Origin of the sequence: Thioalkalivibrio sp. AKL9 (genome assembly GCF_000377825.1) — a bacterium.
GTDB classification, from domain to species: Bacteria; Pseudomonadota; Gammaproteobacteria; order Ectothiorhodospirales; family Ectothiorhodospiraceae; genus Thioalkalivibrio; species Thioalkalivibrio versutus.
In genome coordinates this window covers 55,453-68,939 of the sequence record NZ_KB905104.1, presented here as the reverse complement: position 1 = coordinate 68,939, position 13,487 = coordinate 55,453, and the positions used below count along the sequence as shown (strand labels likewise).

Genomic DNA, 13,487 nt, shown 5'->3' with positions numbered 1-13,487 from the left:
TGCAAGCAAAGGACGCTGTTGCATGAGCCCATCGTACCGCACGCCCGAGGAGGTCAATGCCCTCCATGAGCGCATTCGCTTCCTCGAGGAAGCACTGGAAGCCAACGCCTATGCGATGGATGTGCTCGCCTCGACGACGGCGATCTTCGGTGACACCGACCGCAACCGCAGTCCCGAACTGATTATCCAGAACACCATCGAGTCCATCCGGCGCCTGCTGCCGACACAGGACATGGCGGTGTACGTCCTGGACAACGACTGCTCGTTCAACCTCGACTATCAGGAACGCCCCGGGGAGCTGACGCCGGACCTGTCGGAGACCGTCGAACAACTGATCCAGGACGGCCAGTTCTCCTGGGCGCTGCACCAGAACCATCCGGTCTGCCTGCCCTCCCCGGTCGAGGGCGAGAGTGTGATGCTGCACGTGATCTCGACGCGCACCCGGATTCGCGGGATGTTCGTCGCCCGCTTCCGGCAGGCGGAGCTGCAACGCTACGAGATGATCCTGTCGACACTGACCATGGTGCTGTTCAACACGGCCTATGCCCTGGAGAGTGCCGACCTGTTTCAGATGATGGACCGGCGCCAGAAGGCACTCCAGCGCATCACCGAGCGCCAGTCACGCGAGCTGCTGCACCACATGTCCCACGACTCGCTGACCAACCTGCCCAACCGCATGCTGTTCAGCGACCGGCTGTCGCAGGCGATGGAGCGCCACGCGGGTGCCGCGGCGGGGCATGTGGCCTTGATCCTGCTGGATCTGGACAACTTCAAGCGCACCAACGATTCGCTGGGTCACCGCGCCGGCGACGAGCTGATCCGCAAGGTCGCCCAGGACCTGTCCGCTCTGCTGGACCATGCCCGGGAACGCTCGGGACGCCACCTGCGAACCACCCTGTCGCGTCTCGGCGGCGACGAGTTCGGCATCCTCGTCGAGGACACCCATGGCCTGGAGGGCGTTGTCCGGCTGGTCACCGATGTCGTGCGCAAAACGGCGACCGAGCGGCAGATCTTCGATCAGCCCGTGGTCAGCAGTGTCTCCTGCGGGATTGCCGTCTACCCCTATGACGGCGAGGATGCGGACACCCTGCTCGGCAATGCCGATGCGGCGATGTACGAGGCCAAGCAGCGCGGTCGCAACGGGTTCCGGTTCTACACTCAGGACCTCAACGCCCGCACCTTCCGCCACTTCGAGCTGGAAAACGAACTGGGGCAGGCCATTGCCAATGATCAGCTAAGACTGCATTACCAGCCCAAGATCGAGTTGGGCAGCGGCCGAATCATTGGCGCGGAGGCGTTGATTCGCTGGCAGCACCCAACGCTGGGTCTGCTGCCCCCCAGCCACTTCATCGAACTGGCGGAGGACATGACCCTGATCGAGGAGATTGGGGAATGGGTGTTGCGCCAGGTCTGTCGGGACCTGCAGTCCCTGCGACTGGCCGAAGACGAACTGCCGCGTATCGCAATCAATGTCTCCGCGCGCCAACTGCGCCAGCCGGATCTTGCGGGGACCTTCCACCGCATTATCCGCGAGACTGGCATTCCGCCCCGCTGTATCGAGCTGGAGCTCACCGAGACCGCGATCATGGACGATCCCCAAGGGGCGGCGCGGGTCTTCCAGCGACTGCGTCACGCCGGCATGTCCCTGGCGGTCGACGATTTCGGAACCGGTCATGCGTCCCTCGTGCAGCTCAAGCAGATACCGGCCGACACCCTGAAGATCGACCGCTCCTTCGTGAAGGATCTTGACCAGGGCGAGGAACATTCGCAGATCGTCCGCGCGATCATCCTGATGGCCCATACCCTGGGGCTGGACGTGATTGCGGAGGGCGTGGAGACCGAACGCCAGGCGGAGATCCTGCAACAGCTGGATTGCCACACCGCCCAGGGCTTCTATTTCTCGCATCCGGTGGCGTTCGATGCGCTTCGGGGTCTGCTCCGCGACCGGACCCAGCTCCCAGCCGCGACCGCCTGACACCGTTCGTCACCCCGGACGCATGGGCCCGGGCGGCCTCGGACTAGTCCGTCTGGGGCTCGGTCAGGGTCGCCGGGTTCAGCAAGGCCTGCAGGCGTTCACGCGGGATGTCCGTATGTTCTGCCGCGACATCAACGATCGGCCGGCCACTGGCGTACGCCTCCTTGGCAATCCGGGCACCGGCCTCGTAGCCGATCTCTGCGTTCAGCGCCGTCACCAGGATCGGGTTGCGGTCCAGCGCCGCGCGCAAGACCTCCTCGTTGACGGTGAAGCCGGCGATGGCCCGATCGGCAAGGTGTTCGGCCGCGCGCGCCAGCAGCCCCATCTGGTTGAGCAGATTGTCGGCGATCAGCGGCAGGCCGACGTTGAGCTGGAAATTGCCCCCCTGTCCCGCGGCGGCGACCGCGGCGTCCAGGCCCACGACCTGCTGCGCGGCCATGATCACCGCCTCGGGGATCACCGGGTTGACCTTGCCCGGCATAATCGAACTGCCCGGTTGCAGGGCCGGAAGGGCGATCTCACCCAGTCCGGCCAGCGGGCCCGAATTCATCCAGCGGAGGTCGTTGGCGATCTTGATCAGGCTGGTGGCCGTGGTGCGCAGCTGGCCGGAGAGCTCCACTGCGGTGTCCTGGCTGGCCAGGCCCGCAAAGCCGTTGGGTTCGCGCTCGAAGGCGATCCCGGTACGCTCCGCCAGGCGGTGGGTGACCCGGTCCCCGAACTGGGCCGGTGCATTGATGCCGGTGCCCACCGCCGTGCCGCCAATCGCCAGTCGGTTGACCCGCACGCGCGTGTCGCGAAGGCGTTCGACGTCCAGTTCCAGTTGCCGGCGCCAGCCGGACAGCTCCTGACTCATCCGCACCGGCATCGCGTCCATCAGATGGGTGCGTCCGGTCTTCACGATTGCGGTCAGTTCGCCCTCGCGCCGGGCGATGGTCGCAATGAGATGACGCAAGGCCGGCATCAGCTGCTTTTCCATCTGAACGGACGCAGCCACATGCAGGGCGGTGGGGATCACGTCATTAGAGCTTTGGGAACGGTTGACGTGATCGTTCGGGTGGACCGTCAAGGCATCACTCGAGGCCAGTCTTGCGATCACCTCGTTCATGTTCATGTTGCTGCTGGTCCCGGAACCGGTCTGATAGACATCCACCGGGAAGGCATCGGCATGCTCGCCGCTGGCGATGGTCTCGGCGGCCGCGACGATCGCCCCGACCACCTCGTCCGGGAGCTGATCGAGCCCCTGGTTGGCCTCGGCGCAGGCGGCCTTCGTCTGGGCCAGGGCGCGAATGAAGGCCTGCGGCAGCGGCCGCCCGCTGATGTGGAAGTTGTCCACAGCGCGCTGGGTCTGGGCGCCCCACAGGGCTTGCTCCGGGACCTCCACCGTCCCGAGACTGTCCTGTTCCTGACGCATTGCGGGCTTCGACATGCCTTCCTCCTGGTTTGCGCGTGGCGCGATGCTGTATTGCAGTTGAGCACCTTAGTATACTGCGCCGCCTGTCCCGAACCCGACCCCGGAATCCCCATGTCCCTGAGCCCGTTGTCCGCGATCAGCCCCGTCGATGGCCGCTATGCCCGGCATACCCGCGACCTGGCCCCCTACTTCTCCGAACAAGGTCTGATGCAGGCCCGCGTGCGGGTGGAGATCGCCTGGCTCAAGGCCCTGGCCGCCGAGCCCGCGATCCCCGAGGTCCCGGCGCTGACCGATACGGCCGGCGCCTTCCTCGACGAGATCGCCTTCAGCTTCAACGAGACCGCGGGCGCCCGGGTCAAGGAGATCGAGGCGACCACCAACCACGACGTGAAGGCGATCGAGTACTACATCAAGGAGCAGATGGCGGATCGCTCCGACCTGCAGAGCCAGATCGAGTTTGTCCACTTTGCCTGCACCTCCGAGGACATCAACAACCTCGCCTATGGCGTGATGGTCCGCGAGGCGCGCGACATGGTGATGCTGCCGGCCCTGGACGCCGTGCTCGCACCGCTGCGCGAACTGTCCGGCCGCTTCGCCGAACAGCCCATGCTCGCGCGCACCCACGGCCAGCCCGCCTCCCCCACCACCATGGGCAAGGAACTGGCCAACGTGGTCGCGCGACTGGAGCGGCAGCGCGCCGAGATCGCCGGGGTGGCCTGCCTCGGCAAGATCAATGGCGCGGTGGGCAACTTCAACGCCCATTCCGTGGCCTACCCCGAGGTCGACTGGCCGTCCCTGTCGCGCCGGATGATCGAGAGTCTGGGCCTGGAACCGAACACCCATACGACCCAAATCGAGCCGCACGACTTCCTGGCGGAGTTGTTCCACGCCTTCATGCGCGCAAACACGATCCTTCTGGATGCGTCGCGCGACATCTGGGGCTACATCTCGCTGGGCTATTTCAAGCAGAAGGTGGTCGCCGGCGAAGTCGGCTCCTCGACCATGCCGCACAAGGTCAACCCGATCGACTTCGAGAACGCCGAGGGCAACCTGGGTCTGGCCAACGCCCTGTTCGACCACCTGGCGAGCAAGCTGCCCGTTTCGCGGTTCCAGCGCGACCTGACCGACTCCACCGTACTGCGCAACATCGGCCTGGCATTCGCCTGGTCGCTGATCGCCTACAAGGCGTTCGGCCGCGGCCTCGGCAAGCTGGAGATCGAGCCGGGACGCCTGGCAGAGGACCTGGACCAGAACTGGGAGGTCCTCGGCGAGGCCGTGCAGACCGTGATGCGCCGCTACGGCATCGAGTCGCCCTACGAGAAGCTCAAGGAACTGACCCGGGGTCAGCGCATCACCCCCGAGGGCCTGGCGGCGTTCATCGACGGCCTCGAGATCCCGGAAGAGGCCCGTGCCCGCCTGCGCGATCTGACGCCTGGCAGTTACACCGGGATCGCCGACCGACTCGCGCGCGAACTCTGATCCCGCGCGCGGCATGGGGGCCCCGGACCCGAACCAACCGCTCGCGCTACTCGGCGGCCTGACGCCCGCCGAATTCCTGCGCGACTACTGGCAACAGCGCCCGCTACTGGTGCGCGACGCGATGGCGGGTTTCGAGAATCCGATCGAGCCCGATGACCTCGCCGGCCTGGCCACCGATCCGGACGCGGCCAGCCGGATCGTCAGCGGGCATGTCGACCGCCAGGACTGGGATGTCGAATACGGCCCCTTCGAAGCCGAGCGGCTGGGCGAGCTTCCTGAACGCGACTGGACCCTGCTGGTCACCGACGTGGAGCGCTTCTGGCCCGGTGGCCCGGATTTCCTCGCCCATTTCGATTTCATCCCGCGCTGGCGCCGGGACGACCTGATGATCTCCTATGCCCCGCCCGGCGGTTCCGTCGGGCCGCATGTGGATCAGTACGATGTGTTTTTGTTCCAGGCCGCGGGCCGGCGCCGCTGGCAGATCCAGGACCCGCCGGGATCGCTGGATTGCCATGATGATCTGCCACTGGCCATCCTGCGGGCCTTCGATCCCACCGAGACCTGGGAGCTGGGTCCCGGCGACCTGCTCTATCTGCCCCCCAACCTGCCGCATTACGGACTGTCGCTGGACGACCAGTGCATGACCTGGTCGGTGGGATTTCGCGCCCCGACCATCCTCGATGTCCTGACCGGGTTTCTCGAGGAACGCGCCAACGTGATCGGCGACCAGGCGCGCTTCGAGGATCCGGGTCGGCACCCGTCCGCGCACGCAGCGGAGCTTCCCGCCGCGGATCGCGAGGCGCTGCGCGAAGCCCTGCGCGCCCTGCTGGCGGCGGAGGATCACGACCTGGACGCCTATCTGGGGCGTTTCCTGACCCGTCCCGCCGGCAACGTCGAGCTCGCCCCGGGGGATCCGGGACTGGCGGCCACTGCCGGCCCGGCCGATCGCTTTGCGATCCACCCCGGCGTCCGGCGTGCGTGGTTCCAGGGCCCCGATGGCCCGACCCTGTGCATCGCCGGAAACGACTATCCCGCACAAGCCGTCGCGGCGGACGTTCTCGAAGCCTTCTGTAGCGCGGAGACGCTCAGCATCGCGGAATGGGAGGAGGCAATCCCCATGATCCGGCAGATCCTCGAGGATGGGCTCGAGGCTGGCTGGCTGGCACCGGACGACCCGCGCGAATAGTCACGCTGGAACGACTCCGGGCTCTCAGGCTGCCCGGGGGAGACAGGCCTGCGCGGCCCGCTCGATCAGTGCCGGCCCGGCATCTGGGTGGTGGGCCTCCTCGGTCAGGATGCGCCGCCACTGGCGCGCGCCCGGCTCGCCGTGGAACAGACCCAGGATATGCCGGGTCAGACGCGCCAGCGGCACGCCATCACGGCGCATCCCCTCTGCAATCCCCAGGATGCCCTCCAGAACCTCTTCACGCGTCGGGTCGTCCCCGCCCCCGAAATACAGGCGGTCCACCACCGACAGGCTCCAGGGCTGGTGGTAGGCCAGCCGACCGAACATGACCCCGTCCACATGCTGCAGGTGCGCGCGCGCGGCGCCGACGTCATCCAGTCCGCCGTTCAGGACAATCGTCAGGTCGGGCAACTCGGCCTTCAGCCGATAGACGCGTTGATAGTCCAGCGGGGGAACGTCGCGATTGTCCTTTGGACTGAGGCCCTGGAGCCAGGCCTTGCGCGCGTGCACCACGAAGTGGCGGCACCCGGCGGAGGCTACGCGTTCGACAAAGGCGTGCAGGTCGGCCTCCGAGTCCTGGTCGTCAATGCCGATGCGGTGCTTGACGGTGACGGGGACGCCAACGGACTGCTGCATGGCTGCGACGCACTCGGCCACCAGCCCCGGTTGTGCCATCAGGCAGGCCCCGAACGCGCCCGACTGCACACGATCGGAGGGACAACCCACGTTTAGGTTGATCTCGTCGTAGCCGCGATCCACCGCGATGCGGGCGGCCTGCGCCAGGGTGGCCGGATCGGAGCCGCCCAGCTGCAGCGCGATCGGGTGTTCCACCGGGGAGAACCCCAGCAACCGGTCGCGATCCCCATGGATGACCGCGTTGGCATGCACCATCTCGGTGTACAACAATGCCCGTCGTGTCAGCAGCCGATGGAACCGGCGACACCAGGTGTCCGTCCAGTCCATCATCGGCGCAACCGCAAACCGCGGGTCGGGAGCGTGGCCCGCGTCACCCATTCACAGAATCTCCATGCCGCGCAGGCGGCGCCCAAAAATCAGAAAGGATTGCCATCATGTCGGAAAGCGAAGTGCCTGAAACCTTTCGCGATAGTGTCTCACACATGGTCGACCGGGCCATGGGCTACCTCGATCTTCCCGAGGGGGCCCGGGAGGCCGTCAAGACCTGCGACTCGGTCATTCAGGTGAGCTTTCCGATCCGCTTTCGCGACCGCATCGAGGTGTTCAAGGGCTGGCGCGCGGTGCATTCCGCCCATCGCCTGCCGGCCAAGGGTGGCCTGCGGTTCTCCCCGACCATGGATCAGGATCACGCCGAGGCCCTGGCGGCCCTGATGACCTACAAATGCGCCATCGTGGATATCCCCTTCGGAGGGTCCAAGGGCGGCCTGCGCATCGATCCGCAGAAGTACAACGAATGGGAGATGGAGCGCATTACCCGACGGTTCGCCCACGAACTGATTCAACGCGACTACATCAGCCCGGCCCAGAATGTCCCCGCACCGGATGTGGGGACGTCCCAGCGCGAGATGGCCTGGATCATGGAGACCTATCGCGATCGCCACCCGGAGGACCTCGACCATGCCGCATCGGTGACCGGCAAGCCGGTCGAGCTGGGCGGCATACGCGGGCGCCTGGAGGCCACCGGGCGCGGTGTCCAGTACGCATTGCAGGCCTTTTTCCGCGAAGGCTCGGCGGCCCGCGAGGCCGGGTTCGAGGGCGGGCTGGGCGACCAGCGCATCATCATCCAGGGCTTCGGCAACGTGGGCTATTACGCCGCCCGCTTCCTGCAGGAGGACGATCACGCGAAGATTGTCGGTGTCATCAAGAGCGATGGCGGGGTGTATTCCGAGGACGGGATCGATATCGAGGCCCTGCACGACTACGTTCGCCGCAGCGGCACCATGGAGGGCTTCGCAGGGGTCGAGTTCGTGCGCGATGGCAACCGCATTATGGAACGCGAGTGCGACATCCTGATTCCGGCCGCCCTGGAAGGCGCGATCCATCGGGACAACGTCGACCAGATCCAGGCGCGCCTGATCGCCGAGGCGGCCAACGGTCCCTGCACCTGGGAGGCGGACCAGGCCCTGCGTGATCGCGGGGTCACGATCCTTCCGGATGTGTACGTCAACGCCGGCGGCGTCATCGTGTCCTACTTCGAGTGGGTGCGGAATCTGTCGCACATGCGCTTCGGGCGCCTGGAGCGCCGCTACGACCAGGCACAGGGCCAGCACATCGTCAGTGCCATCGAGATGATGACCAACGAGAGCGTCCCCGAATGGATTCGCGATGCCGTGGTGCGCGGGGCCGAGGAGATCGACCTGGTCCGCTCGGGCCTGGACGACGCCATGCGCGAGGCCTTCCGCGAGATGCACGAGGTCCGCGAGATGGAAAGCAATGGCGAGGTACTCGACTACCGCACCGCCGCCTATCTGATCGCCCTGCGCAAGATCATTCGCGCCCGCAGCGACCTGAGCCTGATCTGATTCCCGCGGGCCCCCGCCCTACCGCGCTTGCCCGTAGCGCGACTCCAACGCCGCGAACAGCGCCCTCAGGCCCATCGCCTCGCCGCCCTTGGGCCGCCCCGGGCGCGCGCGGTCGTTGAAGGCCATGATGTCGAAATGCATCCAGGTCGTGCCCTCGGGGACGAACTCCTTCAGGAACAGCGCGGCAGTAATCGCGCCGCCGTGGCCGCCGGTAGAGCTGTTCACGATGTCCGCCACGTCACTGTCCAGCATGTACCGATAGGGCGTATGCAGCGGCAACTGGCAGACCGGGTCATCCCATTCGCGCGCCGGCTCGACCAGTGCTCGCGCCCAGCCCTCGTCCTGGGTGAAACAGGCGCTGATCTCGGTCCCCACGGCCACGCGCGCCGCCCCGGTGAGCGTCGCAAAGTCCACCAGCAGGTCGGGATGGAACGACCCCGCTCGATCCAGCAGATCGGCCAGCACCAGGCGCCCCTCGGCGTCCGTGTTGTCGATCTCGATCCGCTTGCCGTTGCGTGCGGTCAGCACATCGCCCGGGCGGAAGGCCCCGGCGCCGATGGCATTCTCCACGGCCCCGATCAGCACTGTCAGCCGCACCGGGAGTGCCTGCGCCATGATCAGGCGCGCCAGCCCCAGCACGATCGCCGCCCCGCCCATGTCCTTCTTCATCTGGCGCATGGAATTGCCGGGCTTCAGGTTCAGGCCACCGGAATCGAAGCACACGCCCTTGCCCACCAGCACCAGCGACGGCGCGTCGGGCGCCCCCCAGGTCAGCTCGATCACCCGGGCCCCGTGGTCGCTGGCAGCCCCCACGGCATGGATACAGGGGAAATCCTGCTCCAGCTTGTCGCTGTCGCTGACCAGATGCAGGCTGCTGCCGAATTCCTCGGCCAGCTCCCGAGCCTTCAACGCCAGATTGGCCGGCATCATGTCGGCGGCCGGGGTATTGATCAGGTTGCGGGTCAGCCCGATGGACTCCACAAACGCGAGCACCCGCGCCTGATCCGCGTCTTCCGGCCACACCAGCCGCGGCGAGCGATCCTGCGCCTCGCGGTAACGCTCGAAGCGATAACGTCCCAGGCCCCAGCCTATGGCCGCCAGGTTCTGGATCTCGGGGTTCAGGGAATCGATTTCCAGACGGTAATCCCCCGTTCCCAGGGTCTCTGCCGCTGCGGCCACCATCCAGATCGGAGTTTCCGCATCGAAGCCGGCCAGCACCGCCGCCAGCCCGCCCTCGGTATCCGGGATGCGCAGGGTTGCGCCCGGCTCCGCCTCGAACCCGGAGGCTTCCACCCATTTGCGCCAGCTCTCCGGCGCACTCTCCAGGCGGACCGGCAGCGACTCGCGGCTGACCGGGATCAGGGGAACGGCGGTGTCGGACGACGCAACAAAAACAGAATCCACGCGGCTTTCCTCGAAAACAATTCAAAGCCTTCATAATACCTGCCTTGTCGACCCTCCGGGGTCGTATTCCCCTAGCCTTACAGGATGTGACGATGACGCCAGCGCTGGAGATTCGCGGGCTCAAGAAGACCTACAAGAACGGATTCGAGGCCCTCAAGGGCATCGACCTCGAGGTGGCCCCGGGCAGCTTCTTCGCCCTGCTGGGGCCCAACGGGGCCGGCAAGTCGACGACCATCGGGATCATTACCTCGCTGATCAACAAGACCGCCGGCACGGTCAAGGTCTTCGGCCATGACGTCGATACCGACCTGCAGGCAGTGAAGCGCTCCATCGGGCTGGTCCCGCAGGAATTCAACTTCAACAATTTCGAGCCGATTGGCGAGATCGTGGTCAATCAGGCCGGGTACTACGGCATCCCCCGGCGCGAGGCCTGGAAGCGCTGCGAGCACTACCTGAAGGAGCTGGGGCTCTGGGAAAAGCGCAAGGACATGGCGCGCACGCTCTCCGGCGGCATGAAGCGCCGCCTGATGATCGCCCGCGCCCTGGTCCACGAGCCGCGCCTGCTGATTCTCGACGAACCCACCGCCGGGGTCGACATCGAGTTGCGGCGTTCGATGTGGGACTTTCTTACCCGTATCAACACCGACGGGCGCAGCATCATCCTGACCACGCACTACCTGGAAGAGGCGGAGACGCTGTGCCGCAACATCGCGATCATCGATGACGGTGCGATCATCGAGAACACCACGATGAAGCAGCTGCTGGCCAAGCTCGAGACCGAGACCATGGTGCTGGATCTAAGCGAGCCGCCACCCGGCATCCCGCTGGATTCCCCGATTGCCCTGCGTCAGGTGGACGAGATGACGCTGGAGGCGGATATCCGCAGCGGCCAGCACCTGAACGACCTGTTCCGGGTGCTGGATCAGGCCGGCATTCGCGTCCAGAGCATGCGCAACAAGGCCAATCGGCTGGAGGAACTGTTCATCCGCATGACTCGGCCCGGCCAGGACCCCAGCCATCTGACCCCCGGCGCCAGCGGGACCACCGAGCAGCCGGAGAATCAGGCATGAGAGACTCCCATCTGCGCGATTACTGGACCGCCTTCCGGACCATCGTCAGCAAGGAAGTGCTGCGCTTTGCCCGGATCTGGGTGCAGACAGTCCTGCCCCCGGTCATTACCACGGCGCTGTACTTCATTATCTTCGGGGGGCTGATCGGCGAGCGCATCGGCGACATGGAAGGCTACCGTTACATGGACTTCATCGTCCCGGGGCTGATCATGCTGGCGGTGATCACCAACAGCTATTCCAATGTGGTGTCGTCGTTCTTCGGCTCCAAGTTCCAGCGCCACATCGAGGAACTGCTGGTCTCGCCCATCCCCAACAGCGTGATCATCCTCGGGTTCGTCTTTGGCGGCGTGGCGCGGGGCCTGGCGGTCGGCGTGGCCGTACTGCTGGTCTCGCTGTTCTTCAGCCCGCTCAGCATCCACAACCCCGGCGTCATGCTGATCATCGTGCTGATGACGTCCATCCTGTTTGCCCTCGCCGGGCTGATCAACGGCGTCTTCGCGCGCACCTTCGACGACATCGCCATCGTCCCGACCTTCATCCTGACGCCGCTGACCTATCTGGGCGGGGTGTTCTACTCGATCAGCCTGTTGCCGGAGTTCTGGCAGGGCGTGTCCATGCTGAACCCGATCCTCTACATGGTCGACGCCTTCCGTTACGGCAGCCTGGGCCATAGTGACTTCCCGATCGCCATGTCCTTCGCCATCATTGCCGGGTTCATTGCAGTCATGTACGGGGTTGCGTTGGTCCTGCTCAATCGGGGCGTAGGGATTCGATCCTGAGACGCGCAGGCCGCGAAACTCCGGGAGACCGCCTTCCGACGCTGTTTATTGCCCGAAAAAACGTGGTATAAAGCGGAAACTCTGCAGGGCTACAGCCATATGGGTAACAACAGAAAGACTTTGCATTTCTTTCTGGCGGGCACCGCCGGACTCACCATTCTGGTGGGCACCAGCCTGCTTCTTGCCTCCCAGCCCTCCGAGACGTCCCAACCGCTTCAAATCGGCGCCGGCAATCCGCTCCCCGCATCCCAGCTCGCGCTCGCGCGTACGGACCATCCGGCTGGCGGCGCGTCGATACGGACGGCGCATGGTGCCGCATTCGAGGGTGGCGCCCAGACCGTGGCTTTTGCCTCCGACCTGCCGGGCGAGCCCGCCGCGGATTACGACGACGCCGCAATCGACCCGGACGCCGAGGCCCCGACGTCCTACGAGACCTTCGATCTCGACGGCGACTCCGATGTCGCCGCTGACGCCGAAGCGACCGACACCGACTGGTACACCCACACCCTGCAGAAAGGCGAGCGTCTGACGGGCCTCTGGGAACGCGAATGGGAACTCCCGCTGGCAACCCTCTACCGTCTGCTGGACGACGACGACAACGCCTCGATCCTGAACCGTGTGCGCCCCGGCCAGGAGATCGAATGGCAGGTCGACGACGAGGGCTACCTGACTCGCCTGCGCCTGTGGACCGACCGGGCCCGTGGGCATGAGTGGGTCCGCGAGGCCGATGGCTGGGAGTTCGAACTCGGCGAAGTCGAGAACGGCCGCGAGGTCAGCCACCTGATCATTACGGCCGAGATCGATGGCAACATCGCCAACGCCTTGACCGAACGGGCGGATATCTCCGCGCGTGCGGCCAACGCCCTGGCCGTGCTGCTGGACCGCTACCTGCCGGTGCGCACCCACGCCCGGACCGGCGATCAGTTCACCCTGCTGGTCGAGCAGGAGACCCTGGTGGGCGACGACACACCGCTCAACCTGCGTCTGCTGGCATTCGACTACGAAGGCGAGCGCATCGAGACCCGTGCGGCGCGCAACGTCAACGGGCGCTTCTACACCCCGGATGGCGAAAGCCTGCTGCCCCCGTTCGATCGCCGCCCGTTTTCCGGCAACTATCGCATCAGCTCCAGCTTCAACCCGAACCGGCGTCACCCGGTGACCGGACGCGTGGCCCCGCACCAGGGGACGGACTTCGCCATGCCAATCGGAACTCCGATCCAGGCACCCGCCGACGGTCGCGTGACCCGCGTCGAGAACCACCCGTATGCCGGTCGCTTCATCGTGATCGAGCACGGTCAAGGCTACTCCACCCGCTACCTGCATCTGGACCGCCAGCTGGTGCGCCCGGGTCAGACCGTCGAGCGGGGCGACCGCATCGCATTGTCCGGCAATACCGGTCGCAGTACCGGGCCGCATCTTCACTACGAGATCCACGTGAACAGCCGCCCCCAGAACCCGATGCGCGTGGAACTGCCGGAAAGCGACGCCCTGGAAGGCGACGAGCTCGACCGCTTCAAGTCCATCAGCCAGACCCTGCTGGCCCAGCTGGATAACGGACAGCGCAACCAGCAGGTGGCGTTCACCCCGTTCGAAGAACTGGCCCGCTAACCTCCCATTACGGCCCGTCTCGCGCAATCGCGCCTGGCGGGCTGTGACGGCCCGCTCCTTGGCGACACCCTTGCTCT

At 66.0% G+C, this 13,487-nt stretch carries 10 protein-coding genes; 7 read left to right on the top strand and 3 right to left on the bottom strand.

The window, feature by feature from the left end; genetic code table 11:
- Positions 1-22 precede the first annotated feature (22 nt).
- Positions 23-1,975: a bifunctional diguanylate cyclase/phosphodiesterase gene (locus D573_RS0102475; protein WP_018937568.1), complete on the top strand. Its 1,953-nt coding sequence runs from the start codon at positions 23-25 to the stop codon at positions 1,973-1,975.
- Positions 1,976-2,018: 43 nt separating this feature from the next.
- On the opposite strand, the gene D573_RS0102470 is transcribed toward D573_RS0102475, so the two are convergent.
- Positions 2,019-3,401 (bottom strand): lyase family protein, encoded by a 1,383-nt coding sequence (locus D573_RS0102470; RefSeq protein ID WP_018937567.1) that lies wholly within the window; start codon positions 3,399-3,401, stop codon positions 2,019-2,021.
- 96 nt (positions 3,402-3,497) lie between these two features.
- Here D573_RS0102470 and purB point away from each other — a divergent pair, with 96 nt between their 5' ends.
- On the top strand, positions 3,498-4,865 hold the full coding sequence (gene purB, locus D573_RS0102465; protein WP_018145662.1) for an adenylosuccinate lyase: 1,368 nt from the start codon (positions 3,498-3,500) through the stop codon (positions 4,863-4,865).
- A gap of 13 nt (positions 4,866-4,878) precedes the next feature.
- Positions 4,879-6,051, top strand: a complete 1,173-nt coding sequence (locus tag D573_RS0102460; protein ID WP_018937566.1) for a cupin domain-containing protein — start codon at positions 4,879-4,881, stop codon at positions 6,049-6,051.
- A 24-nt stretch (positions 6,052-6,075) separates the two neighbouring features.
- Here the strand turns inward: D573_RS0102460 and dusA are convergent, their stop codons facing one another.
- Positions 6,076-7,065, bottom strand: coding sequence for a tRNA dihydrouridine(20/20a) synthase DusA (gene dusA, locus D573_RS0102455; protein ID WP_018937565.1), 990 nt, complete (start codon positions 7,063-7,065; stop codon positions 6,076-6,078).
- A 56-nt stretch (positions 7,066-7,121) separates the two neighbouring features.
- Between dusA and D573_RS0102450 the strand changes: the two genes are divergently transcribed.
- Positions 7,122-8,549, top strand: coding sequence for a Glu/Leu/Phe/Val dehydrogenase (locus D573_RS0102450; RefSeq protein ID WP_018937564.1), 1,428 nt, complete (start codon positions 7,122-7,124; stop codon positions 8,547-8,549).
- A gap of 18 nt (positions 8,550-8,567) precedes the next feature.
- On the opposite strand, the gene D573_RS0102445 is transcribed toward D573_RS0102450, so the two are convergent.
- Complete coding sequence (locus D573_RS0102445) at positions 8,568-9,953, bottom strand: M17 family metallopeptidase (protein WP_018937563.1); 1,386 nt, start codon at positions 9,951-9,953, stop codon at positions 8,568-8,570.
- A gap of 92 nt (positions 9,954-10,045) precedes the next feature.
- Between D573_RS0102445 and D573_RS0102440 the strand changes: the two genes are divergently transcribed.
- From D573_RS0102440 to D573_RS0102430, 3 genes are all read left to right on the top strand, one after another.
- Complete coding sequence (locus D573_RS0102440) at positions 10,046-11,023, top strand: ABC transporter ATP-binding protein (protein ID WP_018937562.1); 978 nt, start codon at positions 10,046-10,048, stop codon at positions 11,021-11,023.
- Positions 11,020-11,802: an ABC transporter permease gene (locus D573_RS0102435; RefSeq protein ID WP_018937561.1), complete on the top strand. Its 783-nt coding sequence runs from the start codon at positions 11,020-11,022 to the stop codon at positions 11,800-11,802. The genes D573_RS0102440 and D573_RS0102435 overlap by 4 nt, the downstream gene beginning before the upstream one ends.
- 99 nt (positions 11,803-11,901) lie before the next feature.
- Complete coding sequence (locus D573_RS0102430; RefSeq protein WP_038039586.1) at positions 11,902-13,410, top strand: peptidoglycan DD-metalloendopeptidase family protein; 1,509 nt, start codon at positions 11,902-11,904, stop codon at positions 13,408-13,410.
- Positions 13,411-13,487 lie beyond the last annotated feature (77 nt).

Bases quoted from the DNA above. Each gene is read 5' to 3' on its own strand.
- D573_RS0102470 (WP_018937567.1), bottom strand. From the start codon at position 3,401: ATGTCGAAGCCCGCAATGCGTCAGGAACAGGACAGTCTCGGGACGGTG.
- D573_RS0102460 (WP_018937566.1), top strand. From the start codon at position 4,879: ATGGGGGCCCCGGACCCGAACCAACCGCTCGCGCTACTCGGCGGCCTG.
- purB (WP_018145662.1), top strand. From the start codon at position 3,498: ATGTCCCTGAGCCCGTTGTCCGCGATCAGCCCCGTCGATGGCCGCTAT.
- D573_RS0102430 (WP_038039586.1), top strand. From the start codon at position 11,902: ATGGGTAACAACAGAAAGACTTTGCATTTCTTTCTGGCGGGCACCGCC.
- dusA (WP_018937565.1), bottom strand. From the start codon at position 7,065: ATGGGTGACGCGGGCCACGCTCCCGACCCGCGGTTTGCGGTTGCGCCG.
- D573_RS0102440 (WP_018937562.1), top strand. From the start codon at position 10,046: ATGACGCCAGCGCTGGAGATTCGCGGGCTCAAGAAGACCTACAAGAAC.
- D573_RS0102475 (WP_018937568.1), top strand. From the start codon at position 23: ATGAGCCCATCGTACCGCACGCCCGAGGAGGTCAATGCCCTCCATGAG.
- D573_RS0102435 (WP_018937561.1), top strand. From the start codon at position 11,020: ATGAGAGACTCCCATCTGCGCGATTACTGGACCGCCTTCCGGACCATC.
- D573_RS0102450 (WP_018937564.1), top strand. From the start codon at position 7,122: ATGTCGGAAAGCGAAGTGCCTGAAACCTTTCGCGATAGTGTCTCACAC.